Below are 20,233 nucleotides of genomic sequence, written 5' to 3' on the forward strand. Positions count from 1 at the left end.
TGGCGGTTTTCGCCCGGCCGGGATGCGCAGCTTTCACAGCCGAAATAAGGGATAAGCGGCTTTGCGCATGGTTCGTCAGTTGCCCCACGCTCTGGCCGTTTTGGCTTGGCGTATCGCGCTGGCGACGGCAATGCTCTGGCTTCCCGCGGCGGGCGTTCTCGCCCAGACCAGCGGGGTCTCGGAGACGCCCTTGCAGGCGCAGGCCGGCGGCGAGCCACAAGATCCCTTCGCCGGGCTGACCCGGGACGAGGCGGCGGAAAAGCTCGAAGCGACGAAGCAAGAGCTGGAATCGAGCCGGGCCCAGGAAGAAGGGCTGACGCAGAACGTAGAAGAGCTCGCTAAGGAGCGGGCGCGGCTGAACGAGGCTTTGATCGAAGCGGGACAGCGGGTGCAGGCGGCGGAAGCCAAGCTGTCGACGACGGAAGCGAAGCTGAAGGATCTCAATGGCAAGGTCGAGGCGATCCGCGGATCGATCACCGAGCGCAAGAGAACGATCGTAAAGATGTTGAGCGCCATGCAGCGTATCGGACGGAGCCCACCGCCCGCTCTCGTCACGCCCCGCGAGGATTCGCTGGCCGCGGTGCGTAGCGCCATGCTGCTGGCCAAGGTGTTCCCGAAGCTGAAATACCAGGCCGACACGCTGTCCAAGGAGCTGGACGGGTTGGTGGCGCTGGAGGACGGCATCCGTAAAGAGCGCGACGCAGAGCAGGAAGAGACCGACCGGCTGGCGTCGGAGCGCAACCGGCTGGATGCGCTTCTGGAAGAGAAGCGGCAGAAGCTGGCGCAAAGCCAGGTGGCCCTGGTGGAGGTGAAGCGCCAGGCGGAGCAGCAGGCGCAACAGGTCGGCACGCTGGGCGATCTGATCGCGCAGCTGGACAAACAGATCGCCAGCGCCGAGGTCGCCCAATACGATGCGGAGATCGCGGCCGAGCAGGCCTTGCGGGCCCGGCGTCAGGGTGAGCTGATGGAGGATGAAAACCTGGTCGAGCTGAAGCCGGAATCGACCAAGGTCGCCTTCGCAAATCCCTCACGCATGAAGCCGGCGGTGCCCTTCGCCGATGCCAAGGGCAGTTTGCCGCTGCCGGCGCAAGGCAAACGGCTGGCCGATTTCGGCGATTCCGACGCGCTCGGCGGCACGCGGCAAGGAATTTCGCTGGAAACCCGCGAAAATGCGCGAGTCACGGCGCCGGCCGACGGCTGGGTGGTCTATGCCGGGCCGTTCCGGTCCTATGGGCAACTCTTGATCGTAAATGCGGGCGGGGGCTATCATATTTTACTTGCGGGCATGGACCGCATAGATGTGAGTGTCGGTCAATTCGTTCTCGCCGGTGAGCCTATCGCTGAAATGGGAGCCCCTGAGACGGGCGGCGAAGATCCGGATGCCGGGCAACGCCCGGCCCTCTATGTTGAATTCAGAAAGGACGGACGACCTATAGATCCCGACCCATGGTGGGCCGAGCTGTCCGATAAGGTGCAAGGATGATGCGGAAATCCGAATACGCGGTTTGGACCCTTCTCGTGCTGGCGGTGATCGCCGCCGGCTCCGCGATGGTGAGCCTGGCCAAGAGCCAGTCTGCCTCGGCGGCCAATTCCGATATTTACCAGCAACTCGATCTGTTCGGCGAGGTGCTGGAACGGGTCCGGGCCGACTATGTCGAGAAGCCGAAGGATGACGAGCTGATCGAATCTGCGATCAACGGCATGCTGACCGGCCTCGATCCGCATTCCTCCTATCTGAACCCGGAACATTTCCGCGACATGCAGGTGCAGACCCGCGGCGAGTTCGGCGGTCTCGGCATCGAGGTCACCATGGAGAACGGCTTCGTCAAGGTGGTCTCGCCGATCGACGATACGCCGGCGGCCAAGGCGGGCGTGCTCGCCAACGATGTGATCACCCATCTCGACGGCAAGGAGATCCAGGGTCTGACCTTGCAGGAAGCGGTCGAGAAGATGCGCGGGCCGGTCAATTCGCCGATCGAGCTGACAATTGTGCGCGATGGCGTCGACGATCCCTTCAAGGTGAAGATCGTCCGCGACATCATTCACATCAATCCGGTGAAATACAGCGCCGAGGACGATGTCGGCTATATCCGCATCACCACCTTCAACGAGCAGACCACGCCGAACCTGCAAGAGGCGGTCACCGAGCTGAAGAAAGAGATCGGGCCGAAGCTGAAGGGTTATGTCATCGATCTGCGCAACAATCCGGGCGGCCTTCTGGACCAGGCCATCTCGGTCTCCGACTCGTTCCTGAACAAGGGTGCGATCGTGCTGACTCGCGGCCGGAACCAGGATGAGAGCCAGCGCTCCAATGCGCGTGACGGCGATATCGCCAACGGCAAGCCGATCGTGGTTCTGATCAATGGCGGTTCGGCCTCGGCTTCGGAAATCGTCGCCGGTGCGCTGCAGGATCATAAGCGCGCGGTCACGCTCGGCACGCGGTCCTTCGGCAAGGGCTCGGTGCAGACCATCATTCCGCTGGGCGACGGTGCGCTGCGTCTGACCACGGCACGTTACTACACGCCTTCGGGCCGCTCCATCCAGGCCAAGGGCATCGAGCCCGATGTCGAGGTCGAGGAGGAGATGCCCGACGACTTGAAGAAGAAGGCCGAGGTTATGGGCACGCGCGGCGAGGCCGATTTGCGCGGCCACCTGAAGGGCGAGGACGAGGCGCCGGGCGAGAAGGAAGAGTCCGGCAGCTCGGCTTACGTGCCGCAAGACAAAGAGAAAGACACGCAGCTGAATTACGCGCTGGATATCCTGCGCGGGATCAAGTCTGTGGACATCGAGAACAAGAAGAAGGCCGAAGCGAACTAAGGCGGCCCGAAGGGTTACTTTAGAAAGGGCGGTCCGGCGGCGCATCAGGCGCCGCGGACCATTGGGGTGAGTGCACAAGCGGGGAGGTGCAGGCGAATGAAGGCGTTGGCCATTACGGCGGCGGCCTTAGCGCTGTTTTTTGGCTTGATCATCGTTGTGCTGGCGTTCCTTCCGGGAGGCCAGAGCGGTGATTCAGCCGTTATCATCGAGGTCCAACCGCCGGCGCCGGCAGGCGACCAGCGTTCGGACAATGGGGGCGGGGCACCGGCCGAGGTCGATATCACCGGCCTCAATCCACAAGTCGAGAAGCTGATGGAGACGCCGGAGCCGAAGGTTCCGGCGCCCGGCGAGCCGCTGGCCGCTGCCCCCTTGTCGGACGTGACCGAGCAATCGGATTACGGCCCGCTGCCGAAGATCGCCGATAACGGCGCCCGGCCCGAGCAGGTCTATGCGCAGCCGTCGAAATATACCGGCGCTGCGGGCGAGGGACAGCCGCCACGCGTGGCGATCCTTGTGGAGGGGTTGGCAAAGGCCGACGTGGTCTCCACAGCGATCGACACGCTGCCGTCTGAAATGAGCCTGGCGCTCGGCCCTTATGGCGACGGGTTGCAGGATTGGGTCGACAGGGCCCGGGCCAAGGGCCATGAGGTGCTGCTGCAGGTACCGCTGGAGCCCCCCGATTATCCCACTGTGGATCCGGGCCCGAACACGCTGCTGACGAGCCTGGATACGGAAGAAAACAAAAAGCGGCTGCATTGGTTGATGTCACGCTTCACAGGATATGTGGGCGTGACAAATTTTATGGGGGGTCGGTTTGTGGGCGACGGTGCGGCGATGCAGCCGGTTCTTGCCGAGCTGAACGGTCGCGGCCTGTTCTATGTCGGCGATGGGAGCCGCGAGGACTCCACGGCGCCGCAGATCGCCCATTCCCTGGGGATGAATTTCGCCGGTGCCACGGTGCGGATTGGCGCCGATGCCTCGCCGGAAGCGGTTGGCCAGTCGCTTTCGGAGCTGGAGGCGGCCGCGCGCGAGGGCGGTGCGGCGATTGCGGTGGCCGATGCCAGTCCGGAAACCATCGGAGCGCTCTCGAAATGGGCAGCGGGCTTGCAGCAAAAGGGGCTTGTGCTGGTGCCGGTGAGCGCGGCAGTGTCGTCGCAGAGTTAGATTTTCGAAATAGTCTCCCGCCATGTCCAAAGTTTCCGCCGACCAGCTACCCTATCGCCCATGCGTCGGGGTGATGCTTCTCAATTCTCAAGGTCGTGTGTTTGTCGGCCGCCGCAGCGACCGCCTCGATCAGACCGAAGGCGAGGGCAATTGGTGGCAGATGCCGCAAGGCGGTATCGACAAGGGCGAAGATCCCGAGAAGGCCGCCAAGCGCGAGCTCTACGAGGAGACCGGCATCACCTCGGTGGAAATGCTGGGTCATACGTCAGACTGGGTCACCTACGACCTGCCGGCGCATCTGGTGGGCGTTGCCTGGAAGGGGCGCTATCGCGGCCAGAAGCAGATGTGGTTTGCCGCGCGTTTCGAAGGCGATGAGAGCGAGGTGGATCTTTCCCCGCTGGGCCATACCCAGGAATTCGATGCCTGGAAATGGGTGAGGCTGTCGGATCTTCCGTCGCTGATCGTGCCGTTCAAGCGGGACGTCTACGAAAAGGTGGTGGCGGAGTTCACTCCGCTCGTCGAGGCGGTAAAGAACAGCGCCTAGGCGTTCGCCTTCTCGGTCTCGGCCGATCCGCCGCCGCGAAGCTTTGCCATCATGCGGCGGATCACCAGCACACAGGCCGGCAGAAGCACCAGATCGCCGACCAGCGCCGCAATCAGAGTGAGCGCGGCCAGCTTGCCGAACAGGCGGAGCGAGGGTAGGGCGGACAGCACCGTCACACCGAGGCCGAAGGCCAGGATCACCGAGGTCAGCACCAGGGCGGGGCCGATCAGGACGGTCGCCCGCTCCACGCCGATAGACGGGTCCTCGCCTTCCCTGGTCTCAAGCCGCAGCCGGTTGAGATAATGCACGGTCGCGTTGAGCGACAGGCCGAAGGCGACGATCAGGGCGACGATGGAGGCGAATTGCAGCCCCTCGCCCGAGAGTGCCAGCATGGCGCCGGCGGAGAAGACCGGGAACAGGATTGGCACCACGGAGACCACCACCACCAGCCAGGAGCGGAACACCAGGCCTAGAAATAGGCAGATAAAGGCGATCTCGGTGGTCAGCCCCATATTGAGATTGCTGATCATGGAGGCGGAGTTGCGCGCCGCGATGGCCGAGAGGCCGGTCACCTGCATGGTGAATTGCGGATTGTATTTGCGCACCACGTCGAGACGCTTCTCCAGCTTCTCGATCACCGGCAGTAGATTGCTGACATCGATATCGGGCACGCGGCCCGTCACCACCGCCGAATGGGCCTCTGGATTGATGAAGCGCTGGGTCAGATAGCCGGGAAGGATATCGACATATTCCTTCAGCTTCTGGGGCGTGTCCTCGCCGGTTTCGGCGAGCCAGCGGCGCAAGGTCTCGATGGACCAGACATTGCCGACATCGGGCTCGCTCTGCACGGCCTGATGCACCTCGCCGATGACCCGCAGCACTTCGGGATCGTAGAGCGACATGTCGTCGGGCCAGTCGATCATTACATGCAGCGGATTGGCGCCGGTCAGCTTCTTGTCGAGCTCGGCGCTGGCGGCCACGGCCTGCTCCTGGTCGGGCACCTGGTCGGCGAGGCGATAGCGCGGCGGCAGATTGGTGTAGATGGCGCCGAGCGTCACTACGGCGAAGATGCCGAGCGCCATGATCACCACCGGGCGCTTGATGACGAAGCCGGCAAGCTTGGCGCAGCCGCCCTTCAAGACCTCCATGGCCTTGTTGTCGCGCGCCATGTCGGTTGCGAATTTGTGGTCGTGGGCGATCAGCAGGCGCGTCAGCAGCGGCACCACGGTTATGCAGATCAGGAAGGCCAGCAGGGTAGAGAGCGCGCCGGCAAAGCCGAAGGTGCGGATCAGCGCCGAAGACGAGAAGAACAGCGCGATGAAGGAGGCGGCCGCCGTGGTGCTGGAGAGCACGCAGGCTGGGCCCACCACCAAAAGCGCATAGCGCGAGGCATCCAGCCGGGATTTGCCGGACAGCATGCGGTCGCGGGTCGCCACGGTCAGCTGCATGGAATCGGAGAAACCGAGCACCATGATCAGCGGGATCATGACGTTGAGGAACAGGTTGAGCTTGAAGCCGAGCCAGCCGAACAGTCCGAGCGACCAGACAATGGCAATGATCGGCGGCATGGCGGCGATCACCATCAGCGAGAAGCGCCTAAAGAAGGCATAGGCGATGATAGCGCCGAACAGGAAGCCGAGGGCGTTGTAGAGATCGCGGTCGTGCTTCACCGCATTGCGGATCTCAAGCTGCATCACCGGCGCGCCGGAAAGCTTCATCTCCAGCCCGGTGGGGCCGAGGATCTGAGCCGCGGTGTCGTGGATCTGGGTGACGACATGCTCCAGCCCCTTGCTCGCCACGGTCTCGCGGTCGAGGGCGAGCAGGATCAGGGTCAGGGTGCCGTCGTCGGAAAGAAGCTTACCCTTGATGATCTGATTGTCGCGGACCTGCTGGATCAGATCGTCGTAGGCTTTCCCGGTCGGCAGCTCGGCCGGCACCACGGGGCCGGGGATCTTGCCGGGCTCGGGGGCCTCGCGGGCGGAGAACAGCGAGACCTCGCCGGACATGCCGTCGACGAATTGCAGCTCGAGCACTAGATCGCGCAACGCCTCCAGCGAGCTGCGCTCAAGCAGGGTCTTGCCGGTAATGACGATCAAGACGTCGTACTCGCTCGATGGGAAGCGGCTCGACAGGGTCTCGTAGGTATGGAATTCGGGGGTGTCGCTGTGGAACAGCTCGGACAACGAATCGTCCACCTTCAGGCGCTGAATGCCGAAGAAGGCGGCGACGGTAATGGCGGTCAGCAGCACCACCATCAGAATTGGATAATGCAGGGATAGAAGCCCGATTCGCTCCAGGCCGAAGCTGAGCGAGCGCACGCGCTTGGTCGCTTGCTTGTTCTGCATCCTGCCTCCGGCCGCCGATTGGGCGTTGGCTTGAGGCTGATACGCTCAGCAACCCCCCCGGCAGTTCCTCTCCCCTATTGGGGTCCCTTATAGCAAAGGAAAGGCGGGTCGGGCCAATGCGTTATTGGGGGATCTGCGATTCCAGCGAGAATCGCAGAAAAGCCGCAAGATGGCGGGATTTTAGAGGTTCAGAGCGGCCTGAACCTGGCGCAGATGCTCAAGCTGGATCTGCGCGGTGTCGCGTTTTTCGCCGTCGGTGGCGTCGGCGACGTCTTCTTCGGCATCCTTGATCGCCTGGGCGATGACACCGGCTTCCATGGTCTCAAGGTCGATGGCGGTTTCGGCCAGCAACGTCAGACCGGCGGCATTGACCTCGGCGAAGCCGCCGCGGACGAAATAGCGGGCTTCCTTGCCGCCGCCATAGGCGATGTCGAGCAGGCCCGGCTTCAAGGTGGCGAGGATCGGCTGATGGCCGGCGAGAATGGTCATTTCGCCCTCGGCGCCAGGCACCTGGACCTCTTCCACCTCGTCGGAAACGAGAAGCCGCTCCGGCGAAACCAGCTCGAACTTGAACTTATCAGCCATTTATCGGCCTCTTCTCCCTTGCTCTACCGCAAGGGGACGCTTTCGGGGCGTCCCCTCCGCGCGAGATACGTTTGCTTACGCGGCCTCGGCAGCCAGCTTCTCGGCCTTCTCGATGGCGGCCTCGATTGTGCCGACCATGTAGAAGGCAGCTTCCGGCAGGTGGTCGTAGTCGCCTTCGCAAAGACCCTTGAAGCCCTTGATGGTGTCGGCCAGGTCAACGAACACGCCAGGCGCGCCGGTGAAGATCTCAGCCACGTGGAAGGGCTGCGACAGGAAGCGCTCGATCTTACGGGCACGGGCCACGGTGAGCTTGTCCTCTTCGGACAGCTCGTCCATGCCGAGAATGGCGATGATGTCCTGGAGCGACTTATAGCGCTGCAGGATCTCCTGCACCTGGCGGGCCACGGCGTAATGCTCTTCGCCGACGATGGCCGGGGAAAGCATGCGCGAGGTGGAGTCCAGCGGATCCACGGCCGGGTAGATACCCTTTTCCGAAATCGCGCGGGACAGCACGGTGGTGGCGTCCAGATGGGCGAAGGAGGCGGCCGGCGCGGGGTCGGTCAGATCGTCGGCCGGCACGTAAATCGCCTGCACGCTCGTGATCGACCCCTTCTGGGTGGTGGTGATGCGCTCCTGCAGGGCGCCCATATCGGTGGCCAGAGTCGGCTGATACCCCACGGCGGAAGGAATACGGCCGAGCAGCGCCGACACTTCCGAACCCGCCTGGGTGAAACGGAAGATGTTGTCGACGAAGAACAGCACGTCCATGCCTTCGTTGCGGAAATACTCCGCCACGGTCAGGCCGGACAGGGCCACGCGGGCGCGGGCTCCGGGAGGCTCGTTCATCTGGCCGTAGACCAGGGCACATTTGGAGCCGGCGGTGGTACCGTCCTTCTTCGGGTCCTTGTTCACGCCGGATTCGATCATCTCGTGATAGAGGTCGTTGCCCTCGCGGGTACGCTCGCCGACACCGGCGAACACCGAGTAACCGCCATGGGCCTTGGCGACGTTGTTGATCAGCTCCTGGATGAGCACGGTCTTGCCCACGCCGGCGCCGCCGAACAGGCCGATCTTACCGCCACGAGCATACGGGGCGAGAAGATCGATGACCTTGATGCCGGTCACCAGGATCTCGGCCTCGGTGGACTGGTCGACATAATCCGGAGCCGGCTGATGGATCGGCGCCTTCTCGGAAGTCTCGATGGGGCCGGCCTCGTCCACAGCCTCGCCGATCACGTTCATGATGCGGCCCAGCGTGCCCTCGCCGACCGGCACCTCGATAGGCGCGCCGGTATCGGCCACGGGCTGGCCGCGGACCAGACCCTCGGTGGAGTCCATGGCGATGGTGCGCACGGTGTTCTCACCGAGATGCTGCGCAACCTCCAGAACCAGGCGCTGGCCGTTATTGTCAGTCTCCAGCGCGTTCAGGATCGCCGGAAGGTGGTCGTCGAACTGCACGTCGACGACGGCGCCAGTGACCTGGCGGACATGCCCGGTCTTGGCTTCGGAATTCTCTTTCTTCGCCATGGTGGTTTTCCTTCGTGGCTAGACTACAGCGCCTCGGCGCCGGAGATGATCTCGATCAGCTCCGTGGTGATCTGCGCCTGACGGGAACGGTTATATTCCAGGGACAGCCGATCGATCATGTCGCCGGCATTGCGGGTGGCGTTGTCCATGGCGGACATGCGCGCGCCCTGCTCGGAGGCGGCATTCTCAAGCAGCGCCTTCAGAATCTGGGTGGTGAGGTTCAGCGGCAGGAGGCTGGCGAGGATTTCGCTCTCCTCCGGCTCGTAATCGTAGATCGCGCCGCCGAGCTGCTCCTCCATGGAGGGGGCATCTTCCGGAATCTGGGCCGGAATGATCTGCTGGGCGGTCGGGATCTGGCTGATCACTGTCTTGAACTCCGAGAAGAACAGCGTCGCCACGTCGAATTCGCCGGCATCGAACATGCCAAGCACCCTCTGGGCAACGCGGTCCGCCTCGGGCAGCCCCACTGTCTTTGCGTCGCGAAGCTCGATCAGCTCGATGATATGCTCGGCGAATTGCCGGCGGAGCTGATCGTAGCCCTTCTTGCCGACGCAAATGATCTTCACCGTCTTGCCGTCCGCGAGCAGCCGGTTGGTGTGGTCGCGGGCCAGCTTGACGATGGACGAGTTGAAGCCGCCGCAAAGGCCGCGCTCGGCAGTGCAGACCACCAGGAGGTGGGTCTGATCGTTGCCGGTGCCGACCATCAGGCGGGGGCCTTCCTCCTGGCCGCTCAAGGCGTTGGCCAGATTGGCGAGCACCGTCTCCATGCGCTCGGCGTAAGGCCGGGCCGCCTCGGCGGCGGTTTGCGCACGCCGGAGCTTGGCCGCGGCCACCATCTGCATGGCCTTGGTGATCTTCTGCGTCGCCTTGACGGAGGAGATACGGTTTCGGAGGTCTTTGAGCGAGGCCATTCGTTACGCCTTACGGTTTCAGCCGACTATGCGAAGGCCTTGGAGAACTTCTCGACCGCCGCTTTCAGCTGCTCGGTCAGCTCGTCGGAGAGGGCCTGCTTCTCGCGGATTTCGTCGAGAAGACCGGCATGCTCCTCACGGACGTAGCGCAGAAGCTCATCCTCGAAGCGGCCGACCTGGGAAACCTCGAGATTATCGAGATAGCCGTTCACGCCGGCATAGATCACGACCACCTGCTCCTCGACCTTCAGCGGCGAGAACTGCGCCTGCTTGAGAAGCTCGGTGAGGCGGGCGCCGCGGTTCAGCAGGCGCTGGGTGGTGGCGTCCAGATCGGAGCCGAACTGGGCGAAGGCCGCCATTTCGCGATACTGGGCGAGCTCGCCCTTAATCTTACCGGCGACCTGCTTCATGGCCTTCACCTGGGCGGCAGAGCCCACGCGGGAGACCGAGAGGCCGACATTCACCGCCGGGCGGATGCCCTGGTAGAACAGATCGGTCTCAAGGAAGATCTGGCCGTCGGTGATGGAGATCACGTTGGTCGGGATGTAGGCCGACACGTCGTTGGCCTGGGTCTCGATCACCGGCAGAGCGGTCAGCGAGCCGGAGCCGTTATCGGCGTTCATCTTCGCCGCGCGCTCGAGCAGGCGGGAATGCAGATAGAACACGTCGCCCGGATAGGCCTCACGTCCCGGCGGGCGGCGAAGCAGCAGGGACATCTGGCGGTAGGCCACGGCCTGCTTGGAAAGATCGTCATAGGCGACGAGGGCATGCATGCCGTTGTCGCGGAAATACTCGCCCATGGCGCAGCCGGCAAACGGAGCCAGGAACTGCATCGGGGCCGGATCGGAGGCCGTTGCGGCGACGACGATGGAGTAATCCATGGCGCCGCGGTCCTCCAGCACCTTCACCAGCTGGGCGACGGTGGAGCGCTTCTGGCCGACGGCAATATAGATGCAGTAAAGCTTCTTGCTCTCGTCATCGCCGGCATTGATCGGCTTCTGGTTCAGGAAGCTGTCCAGGATGATGGCGGTCTTGCCGGTCTGACGGTCGCCGATGATCAGCTCGCGCTGGCCGCGGCCGATCGGGATCAGCGCATCGATAGCCTTAAGACCGGTCTGCATGGGCTCATGCACCGACTGGCGGGGGATGATGCCCGGGGCCTTGACGTCCACGCGGCGCATCTCTTCCGCCTCGATCGGGCCTTTGCCGTCGATCGGATTGCCGAGAGCGTCGACGACGCGGCCAAGCAGCGCCTTGCCGACCGGCACTTCCACGATGGAGCCGGTGCGCTTGACGGTGTCGCCCTCTTTAATGTTGCGGTCGGAGCCGAAGATCACGACGCCGACATTGTCGACCTCGAGGTTCAGCGCCATGCCCATGATGCCGTCGCCGAACTCGACCATCTCGCCGGCCTGGACATTGTCCAGCCCGTAGACGCGGGCGATACCGTCACCGACCGACAGCACTTGGCCGATTTCGGAGACTTCGGCTTCCTTGCCGAAATTCTTGATTTGATCCTTGAGAATCGCGGAGATCTCAGCGGCCTGGATATCCATCAGCCAACCTCTTTCATGGCGTGCTTCATACTATTCAGTCGGGTGCGGAGCGACGTGTCGATCATGCGGCTGCCGACCTTGACGATTAGCCCGCCAAGCAGGCTTTCGTCGGTGCGGGCGGTGAGCTGCACGTCCTTGTCCAGCGCGGCCTTCAAGGTCTTCTTGAGGGCGTCGAGCTGGCTGTCGTCCAATTTGGTTGCGGAAATGACCTCGGCGCTGGCTTCGCCGCGATGATCGGCGAGAAGCTTCTTAAAGGCGTCGATCATGCCGGGAACGGCGAAGAGACGGCGGTTCTTGGCCACCAGAAGCAGGAAATTCGAGGTGAGACCCTCGATTTTCAGCTTGTCGAGGATGGCTTTGAGGCCAGCCTGCTGCTCTTCGGCGGTAAAAACGGGACTTTTGACGAGGCGGAGCATATCTTCGCTCGCATCCAAAACCTCGCCGAAACGGTTGAGATCGCCCTCGATCTGCTCAAGCGCATTTTCTTCCTGCGCGAGCTCGAAAAGGGCCAAGGCATAACGGCCTGCTACACCAGATACTGTCGGGTCTTCCCCTGCCACGTCACACGCTCTTTCTTGGCCATATGGCTGGTTCGCAAGTTCAGCCACGTCGAGTTAAAAACAACCAGAAAGTCTGGGATTGGTGCTTCCGCGCCGACAAGCCAAAAGGACCTGTCGAACTGCCCCGGGAAACGCCGGCTGTGCCTCTAACATAAGGGGGAAGACCTCGCAATGGTGAGGGTGCCATGGGAGGGCTGAATCTGCTCCGGTTTGCGGCATTGGCGTTAAGATGCGGCGATTTCCTCCGGGCATCGGCGCTGCGTTTCCCGTATGCCGCTAGGACAAAAGGCGATTTGCGCTGGCTCCGCCAGAGTGCTACCCGGCGGAGGAGAAACATTTTCTCTTAATCTTGAAACGATGCATGTCAGGGGGATGACAGTGCCGGCGCTGCCGCGTGGGGGGCATCGCCGTCGGCGATACTGTAAAGGCAATGAGCGAGAGCGGGACCAGCAAGGGCAAGAGGGGCGGCGGGCGATCCGCCGGAACGCGGGGCAGCGCAAAAACCGCTTCCGCCAAGAAGGCGGCGCCTAAGAACGCGCCGAAGCGCGGCCGCGGGGCGGCGAAAGAGGTCGCGGACGAGGCGGCCGCAACGCTGCAACCGGTTCAGACCGAGGATATCACCCCGGCGCCGGAAGAAGACGAAACCTTACGCATCAGCCTGTGGGCGCTGTCGCTGCTGGCCATCGGGGTCGGAATCATCACCGGTTTCGGCGCCGTGCTGTTCCGGGGGCTGATCAGCGTCATTCACAACGCCTTCTTCCTCAAAGAGTTCTCGTTCGCCTTCGACGCCAATCTTTTCACCCCGGAAAGCCCCTGGGGCGCAGGCATCATTCTGGTGCCGGTGATCGGCGGCGTCATTGTGACCTGGCTGGTCAGCACCTTCGCGCCGGAGGCAAAGGGCCACGGTGTGCCGGAGGTGATGGACGCGATCTATTACAAGTCCGGCGTCATCCGCCCCGTGGTGGCGGTGGTGAAATCGCTGGCCTCTGCGATCTCCATCGGCACCGGCGCCTCGGTCGGCCGCGAAGGGCCGATCATCCAGATCGGGGCGGCGCTCGGCTCCACCTTCGGGCAGCTCTTCACCATGCCGCCGGGGCAGCGCATCATTTTGGTGGCCTCCGGCGCAGGTGCCGGCATCGCCTCCACCTTCAACACGCCGATCGGCGGGGTGATGTTCGCCATCGAGCTGATGATGCCGGAGGTGAGCGTGCGCACCTTCCTGCCCGTGGCGCTGGCGACGGGCACGGCCACCTTCATCGGCCGCTTCTTCTTCGGGCAGGATCCGGCCTTCGTGGTGCCGGCGCTGACGCCGCTCGATGCCGATGCGACGGCGGCGCTGCTGCTTTGCCTCTATGCCTTGCTGGGCGTGGTCACCGGCGTTGCCGCGGCGGCCTTCGTGCGCGGGCTCGCCTGGGCAGAGGATATTTTCGAGATGATCCCCGGCCGCTACACCCGGGCGATCGTCGGCATGACGCTGATCGGGCTGATGATCTACGGCCTGCATCAGGCTTTCGGCCATTACTTCGTCGCCGGCGTCGGCTACGCCACGATCCAGGGTATCTTGGACGGCAATCTCGCCGCCGGCATCTGGCTGTTTCTGCTGCTCGCCGTGGGCAAGCTGGTCGCCACATCGGTCAGCTTGGGCGCCGGCGCCTCGGGCGGGGTGTTCTCGCCCTCGCTCTTCATGGGCGCGACGGTCGGCGGGGCGTTCGGGCTGGCGCTCCAGACGCTGTTCCCGGAGCTGAATGTCAGCGTGCCCTCCTTCGCCATGGTCGGCATGGGCGCCATGGTGGGCGGCGGCACCGGCGCGGCGATGACCGCCGTCACCATGATCTTCGAGATGACGCGCGACTACGAGATCGTGCTGCCGATGATTTTGGCCGTGGCCCTCGCCATCGGCACGCGGCGGCTACTCTCGCGGGAGAATATCTACACGCTGAAGCTGGTGGCGCGCGGCCATGTGATCCCCAAGGCGCTGCACGCCAACATGTTCCTGGTGCGCCTGGCGAAGGAGATCATGGAGACCGATGTGGTGCTGGCGCCGGCGGATATGACGCTGGACGATTTTCTCGCCCAGCCGCCGCATGACGGCGCGGTGCGCCATGTGGCAGTGCGCGAGGAGAACAAGATCATCGGCGTCTTGCGCATCGACATGTCGTTCCGCCAGGCGCCGGAGAAGGCGACCTCCATCGTCACGCTGCGCGAGATCGCCAGCCGCCGCTTCACCATCGTGCGGGAGAACGACATCGTGTTCGATGTGATCCAGCGCATGTGGAAGAAGGAGGCGACCATGGCGCTGGTGATGCGCGGCCGCGGCATCGCCCGGGCCGACAATATCCTCGGTGTGATCAGCAAGGAGCATATCGCCGATAGTGTGGCTTCGAGCGTGAAGGTCTATCCGGGGTAGGGGGCGTATCCTACCTACGGCCAAATAGAGCTTAATGTTTTTACTTCGACGGGCGAGGCTTCGGCGGTTTTGGCGGAGGGACGCTCGGAACGCCGCCACCAGGTTTGCCGCGTCGGAGCGAATGTTTGCTCATCGGATTAGCTCTGAAATTCTTGATAAGAAAATATTGTGAGTGCAATCGCGCCAGCACAGAAAGCTAAACCTGATATCATGTTGAGATATTCAACAGCGCTGCTCCACAGATTCGACTTCCACTCATAGGAACCATTATCCTCATAGCTATCGTCAATCTGTTGTAGATCGAACCGAGAAGCCTTGAAACCACAAAACTGCGAGAAAACTATCGACACTAGACTGAGAATTAGCAATGCCCAGGAAAGTCCCAAAATCCATAGATTTTGGATTGGTTCTTGCCCTCGGAGCAGCGTGATAGATAGACCGATCGCACCTGAGGAAAGAACCATTAGAGAACGGTCATACTTCCCGATCTGGTCTTGCCCTACTCCTAGGAGTAGGTTTCGGTAGGCTAAATAGTCATCCCGTTCCATCTCGATTGCTCCGGCAGTATGGGGAATCTTAGCGGGAGTTAGCCGTATTTCTCACAAAAAACTATAGGGATCGATATCCACCGTCAGGCGGAGGTCGCCTTTGGGCTTTGGCGCATTGCCGAGCCAGAGGCGCAGATAAGTCTGCATGTCGGCCTCGCGCGGCGCCTTGACAAGCAGGCGATAACGGTAGCGGCCGCGGATCACGGCCAGCGGGGCTTCGGCCGGACCCAGCACTAGGATCTTTGCGGCAGGCGGCGCGGCGCGGGCAAGGTCGCGGGCATAAGTTTCGGCGCGGTCGCGCAAGCCCGATGAGATCAGCAGCGAAGCGAGGCGGCCGAAAGGCGGCATGCCTGCGGTTTTGCGGGCCTCGATCTCGCGGGCGAGAAAGGCGTCGCGGTCGCCCTTGGCGAGCGCCTGCAGCACCGGATGCTCGGGCATATAGGTCTGGATCAGGCCTTTGCCTTTGATGGCGGCGCGTCCGGCGCGCCCCGTAACCTGGCTCAACAGCTGGAAGGTGCGCTCGGCGGCGCGCGGATCGGCCTGGGCGAGGCCGAGATCGCCGTCGATCACCCCGACCAGCGCCAGTCCCGGAAAGTGATGCCCCTTGGCGACGAGCTGGGTGCCGATGACGATATCGACGGCGCCTTCCTCGATCTCGCGCAAGGCCCGGCGCAGCTCGTCGATGCCGGTGAGCTGGTCGCTGGAGAGGATCAGCCGCCGTGCCTCGGGGAAGCGCGTCGCAATCTCCTCGTCGATGCGCTCCACGCCGGGGCCGCACGGCGTCAGGCTGTCCTCGGCGCCGCATTGCGGGCATTCGTCGGGAATGGGAATGAAGGTGCCGCAATGATGGCATTCCAGGCGGCGGCGGAAGCGGTGCTCCACCAGCCAGGCGGAGCAGTTGGGGCATTCGAAGCGGTAGCCGCAATTGCGGCACAGGGTCAGCGGCGCATAGCCCCGGCGGTTCAGGAACAGCAGGCTCTGCTCGCCGCGCTCCAGGGTCTCGGCCAGCGCTTCGACCAGCGGCGGAGAGAGCCAGCGGCCCCGCTCCGGCGGGGTGGCGCGCATGTCGATGGGCTCGATCTCGGGGAGCTGGGCAGCGTTGTAGCGGCTCTTCAGGCGGATATGCGCATAGCGTCCGGCCTCGGCATTGACCACGCTCTCGATGGAGGGGGTGGCGGAGCTCAAGATCACCGGGATCTTGCCCAGATTGCCACGCACCACAGCCATGTCGCGGGCCTGATAGGTGACGCGGTCCTCCTGCTTGTAGCCCTGGTCGTGCTCCTCATCGACGACGATGAGGCCGAGATCGGGGAAGGGCAGGAACAGGCCGGAGCGGGCGGCGACGACGAATTTCGCATCGCCCTGCGCAATCGCCCGCCAGACCCGGCCGCGCATATTGGATGTCATGCCGGAATGCCATTCGGCGGGCTTGGCACCGAAGCGCGCTTCGCAGCGGGCGATGAACTGGGTGGTCAGCGCGATCTCCGGCATCAGCACAAGCGCCTGCTTGCCTTGTTCAAGCGTCTTGGCGATGGCCTCGAAATACACCTCCGTCTTGCCGGAGCCGGTGACGCCGTCGAGCAGGCTGACCGAGAAGCCGTTCCCGGTCTGGGCGAGCAGTGCCTTGGCGGCCTCGTCTTGCGCGTCGGACAGCGGGGCGTGTTCGCGGGCCAGATCGAACGGGGCTTGCCACGGGTCGGGCAGCACCTCCTGCAACAGCGTGCCGGCATTGACCAGGCCCTCGATCACGCCGGTGGAGACGCCGGCCATTTCGGCGAGCTCGGATTTGCGGAAGATCATGCCGCCTTCGGCCGCCTCCAGCACGCGGGCGCGGGCCGAGGTCATACGCTCCGGCGGCTCCCCACCGAGGCGCACGCCGAATTTCAGCGTCGGTGGCTCGAAGGCTTTGGAGGCGCTCATCATCATGCGCAGCACCATGCCCGGCGGGGTCAGTGTGTAATTGGCCACCCAGTCGCAGAAGCGCAGCGAGATCTCCGGGAGCGGCGGCACGTCCTCCAGCCGGTGCTGAATGCGGCGGAGCTTTGCCGGGGCGACATCGGGCTTTTCGTCTTCGCTCCGGTGCCAGACCACGCCGAGGCGGAGCGCCGGCCCCAGCGGCACCACGACGAAATCGCCCGGGCGCAAAGTCTCCCCTTCCGGCGCCAAATAGTCGTAAGGCGCAGGCAGAGCCAGCGGCAGCAAAACGGGCACGGTTTCGGGCTTAGACAGGGCGTCCGACTCGTCTGGTTAATCTCGGTTCAAGAACTCCTAGCGCATCATGGGCGCGAAATCGCCTCTTGCAGCGATGAGGGTTTTTCGATGTCCGAACAGGATGGTGCAGTCACGCTGGTGGCCGCGCCGGATGTGCAGCAGGCGGCCAATGCCTGGCTCGCCTATCTCAGCGTGGAGCGGCAGCTTTCGCCGAAAACGCGCGAGGCCTATGCTCGCGATCTGGGGCAATTCCTCTCCTACCTGGCGCCGGAGCTGAACCGGCTGCCGGACCTGCATGCGCTGCTGAAGCTTAAGCCGCGGGATTTCCGCGGCTTCCTCGCCGCGCGCCGGGCGGAGGATGTCGGTAGCCGCTCCCTGTCGCGCAGCCTTTCGGCGCTTCGCATGTTCTTCCAGTTCCTGGAGCGGCGGGGCTACGGCAAGAACGATGCGGTGCGCGCCGTCTCTCTGCCCAAGCTGCCCCATTCGGTGCCCAAGCCCCTGACCGCGCCGAAGGCGAGCGCGGTGGTGGATTCGGCTGAAATCGCAAGCCCCGATGCGCCCGATTGGGTGAGCGCGCGGGATACCGCCGTGCTCACCCTGCTGTACGGTTCGGGGCTTCGCATTTCCGAGGCGCTGGGGCTGACGCTCGCCGATGCGCCGGTCAAAGGGCGCGATGCGCTCCGGGTCACGGGCAAGGGCAACAAGATGCGGGTGGTGCCGGTTTTGCCGGTCGCGCGGCAAGCGGTGGAGCGCTATCTGGTGCTTTGCCCGTTCGACCTCAAGGCGGACGATCCGCTTTTTGTCGGGGTGCGGGGCAAGCAGCTCTCCCCCCGCATCATCCAGCTCGTGGTCGAGCGGCTACGCGGCGTGCTGGGCCTGCCCGATACGGCGACGCCGCACGCTTTACGCCACTCCTTCGCCACGCATCTTTTGGGGGCGGGGGCGGACCTTCGCGCCATCCAGGAGCTGCTCGGCCATGCCAGCCTCTCCACCACGCAGGTCTATACGGAAGTCGACCGCGAGCATCTTCTGAGGATCTACGACGCCGCGCATCCTCGGGCTTGAGGCGGCCTCATGGTTCGAGACGTGCTCCTGAAGGCGCGCCCTCACCATGAGGAGGCAGATTGGTCGCGCCGGCGCACGGTCTTTCCCCCGACTGCCTCATCCTGAGGGCGAGTTTAAGCTCGCGTCTCGAAGGAGAGGCGGTCGGCCCGAGACCCGCCACACGACCGTCATGCCCGGCCTTGTGCCGGGTATCCACGAGGCTGACTCTTCATGTTCCTCCCCGTGGATGGCCGGGACAAGCCCGGCCATGACGATGGATTGGGCGGTGGGGCCACGGGCCACGTCGTCCTTCGAGGCTCGCTTCGCTCGCAGCTCAGGATGACGTGGCGAGAGATCGGCGTTGAGGCACGGCGTGCACCCTCCCCCTAGAAGGGGGAGGGATGGGGTGGGGGTCAAAGCGAGGGTGGGGGTCAAAACGATGGCGTGGGGTGAACGCTTGAAGGCAGGGGCGATACTACCGATCGCGACCCCCCTCTAACTCTCCCCCCTTTTAGGGGGGAGGACCGGCCGTTCTGCGCCGTCCGGCTTGTTCCCTCCCGCCGGGGAGAGGGAAATCACATATGAATGGCGCGGCCTTCGGCGGCCAGGGCCGCTTCCTTCACTGCCTCGGTGAGGGTCGGGTGGGCGTGGCAGGTGCGGGCCAGATCCTCGGCCGAGCCGCCGAACTCCATCAGCACCGCGGCCTCGGCGATCATGTTGCCGGCGTCCGGCCCCAAGATATGCACGCCGAGCACCCGGTCGGTTTTCTTGTCGGCGAGGATCTTCACGAAGCCTTCGGTGGTGCGGTTCACCTTGGCGCGGCCGTTTGCCAGGAAGGGGAACTTGCCGACGGTGTAGTCGACGCCTTCTTCCTTCAGCTGCTCTTCGGTCTTGCCGACGGAGGCGACCTCCGGCTCGGTATAGACCACGGCCGGGATCACGCCGTAATTCACATGGCCTGCCTGGCCGGCCAGAATCTCGGCGATGGCGACACCCTCGTCCTCCGCCTTATGGGCCAGCATCGGGCCTTCGATCACATCGCCAATGGCGTAGATGCCGGGGATGTTGGTCTGATAGTGCTCGTCCACGGCGACGCGGCCGCGATTGTCGATCTTCACGCCGATATCGGCGAGGCCCAAGCCTTCGGTGTTGGGCACGCGGCCGATGGAGACCAGCACGGTATCGCAGTCGATGGTTTCCTGCTTGCCGCCCTTGGCCGGCTCCAGGGTGACGCTGCAGCCTTTGCCCTTGGTGTCGATGGAGACCACCTTGGTGGCGAGCTTGAAGCTCATGCCCTGCTTGGCGAGGATCTTCATGAACTGCTTGCCGACCTCGCCGTCGAGGCCGGGGGTGATGCGGTCCAGCATCTCCACTACGGTGACTTCGGCGCCGAGGCGGTTCCACACCGAGCCGAGCTCCAGGCCGATATAGCCGCCGCCGATCACCAGCAGCTTCTTCGGCACTTTGGGCAGCGACAGCGCGCCGGTGGAGGAGACGATTTTCTCCTCGTCGATCTCGATACCGGGCACTTTGGCGACTTCGGAGCCGGTGGCGATGACGATGGATTTGGCCTCCAAGGTCTCGCTCTTGCCCTTGTCGTTCGTCACCTCAACCTTGCCGGGGGCAGTGATCCTGCCGAGCCCGTGGAAGCTGTCGACCTTGTTCTTCTTCAGCAGGAACTCCACGCCCTGCACATTGCCGGCGACGCCCTCATCCTTGAATTTGAGCATGGCCTCCAGGTCCAGCTCCGGTTTCACCTTCACGCCCATCTCGGCGAAGCCGTTGGCGGCGTGGGCATAGGCCTCGCTGGCATGGAGCAGCGCCTTGGAGGGGATGCAGCCGATATTGAGGCAGGTGCCGCCGGGGGTGGCGCGCTTCTCCACCACCGCGGTCTTGAGGCCGAGCTGGGCGGCCCTTATGGCGCAGACATAGCCGCCGGGGCCGGTACCGATCACGATCAGATCATAGGACATAGAAAACTCGCAAAATCTCTCGAAGGGGCCAACGCCCCAGG

Annotated in this window: 14 protein-coding genes; 6 read left to right on the plus strand and 8 right to left on the minus strand. The window is 63.8% G+C overall.

Annotation, left to right across the window (positions count from 1 at the left end; all coding sequences use genetic code 11):
- The first annotated feature begins 67 nt into the window (after positions 1-67).
- The 4 genes from HT051_RS02175 to HT051_RS02190 all read left to right on the plus strand — a co-directional run bounded on the left by HT051_RS02175 (position 68) and on the right by HT051_RS02190 (position 4,525).
- Complete coding sequence (locus tag HT051_RS02175; protein ID WP_174540516.1) at positions 68-1,483, plus strand: murein hydrolase activator EnvC; 1,416 nt, start codon at positions 68-70, stop codon at positions 1,481-1,483.
- A complete protein-coding gene (locus HT051_RS02180) occupies positions 1,483-2,817 on the plus strand; it encodes a S41 family peptidase (RefSeq protein WP_174542821.1) in 1,335 nt (444 codons plus the stop codon). The genes HT051_RS02175 and HT051_RS02180 overlap by 1 nt, the downstream gene beginning before the upstream one ends.
- Positions 2,818-2,913: 96 nt before the next feature.
- Positions 2,914-3,981 carry a divergent polysaccharide deacetylase family protein gene (locus HT051_RS02185; RefSeq protein WP_174540517.1) on the plus strand — a complete coding sequence of 356 codons (1,068 nt, stop codon included), beginning with the start codon at positions 2,914-2,916 and terminating at the stop codon, positions 3,979-3,981.
- 22 nt (positions 3,982-4,003) lie between these two features.
- Complete coding sequence (locus tag HT051_RS02190) at positions 4,004-4,525, plus strand: RNA pyrophosphohydrolase (RefSeq protein ID WP_174540518.1); 522 nt, start codon at positions 4,004-4,006, stop codon at positions 4,523-4,525.
- On the opposite strand, the gene HT051_RS02195 is transcribed toward HT051_RS02190, so the two are convergent.
- From HT051_RS02195 to HT051_RS02220, 6 genes are all read right to left on the minus strand, one after another.
- Positions 4,522-6,870 (minus strand): RND family transporter, encoded by a 2,349-nt coding sequence (locus tag HT051_RS02195; protein WP_174540519.1) that lies wholly within the window; start codon positions 6,868-6,870, stop codon positions 4,522-4,524. The genes HT051_RS02190 and HT051_RS02195 overlap by 4 nt on opposite strands.
- Before the next feature lie 180 nt (positions 6,871-7,050).
- Entirely contained in the window at positions 7,051-7,455 is a 405-nt protein-coding gene (locus HT051_RS02200; RefSeq protein ID WP_174540520.1) for a F0F1 ATP synthase subunit epsilon, read from the minus strand.
- A gap of 75 nt (positions 7,456-7,530) precedes the next feature.
- Positions 7,531-8,982, minus strand: coding sequence for a F0F1 ATP synthase subunit beta (atpD, locus tag HT051_RS02205; protein ID WP_174540521.1), 1,452 nt, complete (start codon positions 8,980-8,982; stop codon positions 7,531-7,533).
- 23 nt (positions 8,983-9,005) lie between these two features.
- Complete coding sequence (locus HT051_RS02210; protein WP_174540522.1) at positions 9,006-9,893, minus strand: F0F1 ATP synthase subunit gamma; 888 nt, start codon at positions 9,891-9,893, stop codon at positions 9,006-9,008.
- Positions 9,894-9,919: 26 nt separating this feature from the next.
- Positions 9,920-11,449, minus strand: a complete 1,530-nt coding sequence (gene atpA / locus HT051_RS02215) for a F0F1 ATP synthase subunit alpha (RefSeq protein ID WP_174540523.1) — start codon at positions 11,447-11,449, stop codon at positions 9,920-9,922.
- On the minus strand, positions 11,449-12,009 hold the full coding sequence (locus HT051_RS02220; RefSeq protein WP_174542822.1) for a F0F1 ATP synthase subunit delta: 561 nt from the start codon (positions 12,007-12,009) through the stop codon (positions 11,449-11,451). The genes atpA and HT051_RS02220 overlap by 1 nt, the downstream gene beginning before the upstream one ends.
- A gap of 430 nt (positions 12,010-12,439) precedes the next feature.
- Here HT051_RS02220 and HT051_RS02225 point away from each other — a divergent pair, with 430 nt between their 5' ends.
- Positions 12,440-14,416: a chloride channel protein gene (locus HT051_RS02225; RefSeq protein WP_174540524.1), complete on the plus strand. Its 1,977-nt coding sequence runs from the start codon at positions 12,440-12,442 to the stop codon at positions 14,414-14,416.
- 599 nt (positions 14,417-15,015) lie between these two features.
- Here the strand turns inward: HT051_RS02225 and HT051_RS02230 are convergent.
- The gene (locus HT051_RS02230) at positions 15,016-17,175 is read right to left on the minus strand and encodes a primosomal protein N' (RefSeq protein WP_246810147.1); all 2,160 of its coding nucleotides are present in this window, start codon (positions 17,173-17,175) and stop codon (positions 15,016-15,018) included.
- Positions 17,176-17,283: 108 nt separating this feature from the next.
- On the opposite strand from HT051_RS02230, the gene HT051_RS02235 reads away from it, so the two are divergent.
- Positions 17,284-18,240 (plus strand): tyrosine recombinase XerC, encoded by a 957-nt coding sequence (locus HT051_RS02235; RefSeq protein WP_174540525.1) that lies wholly within the window; start codon positions 17,284-17,286, stop codon positions 18,238-18,240.
- Between the two features lie 554 nt (positions 18,241-18,794).
- Here the strand turns inward: HT051_RS02235 and lpdA are convergent.
- Positions 18,795-20,192, minus strand: a complete 1,398-nt coding sequence (gene lpdA, locus HT051_RS02240) for a dihydrolipoyl dehydrogenase (protein WP_174540526.1) — start codon at positions 20,190-20,192, stop codon at positions 18,795-18,797.
- Positions 20,193-20,233 lie beyond the last annotated feature (41 nt).

This window comes from Methyloligella sp. GL2 (assembly GCF_013341275.1).
Lineage (GTDB): Bacteria > Pseudomonadota > Alphaproteobacteria > Rhizobiales > Methyloligellaceae > Methyloligella.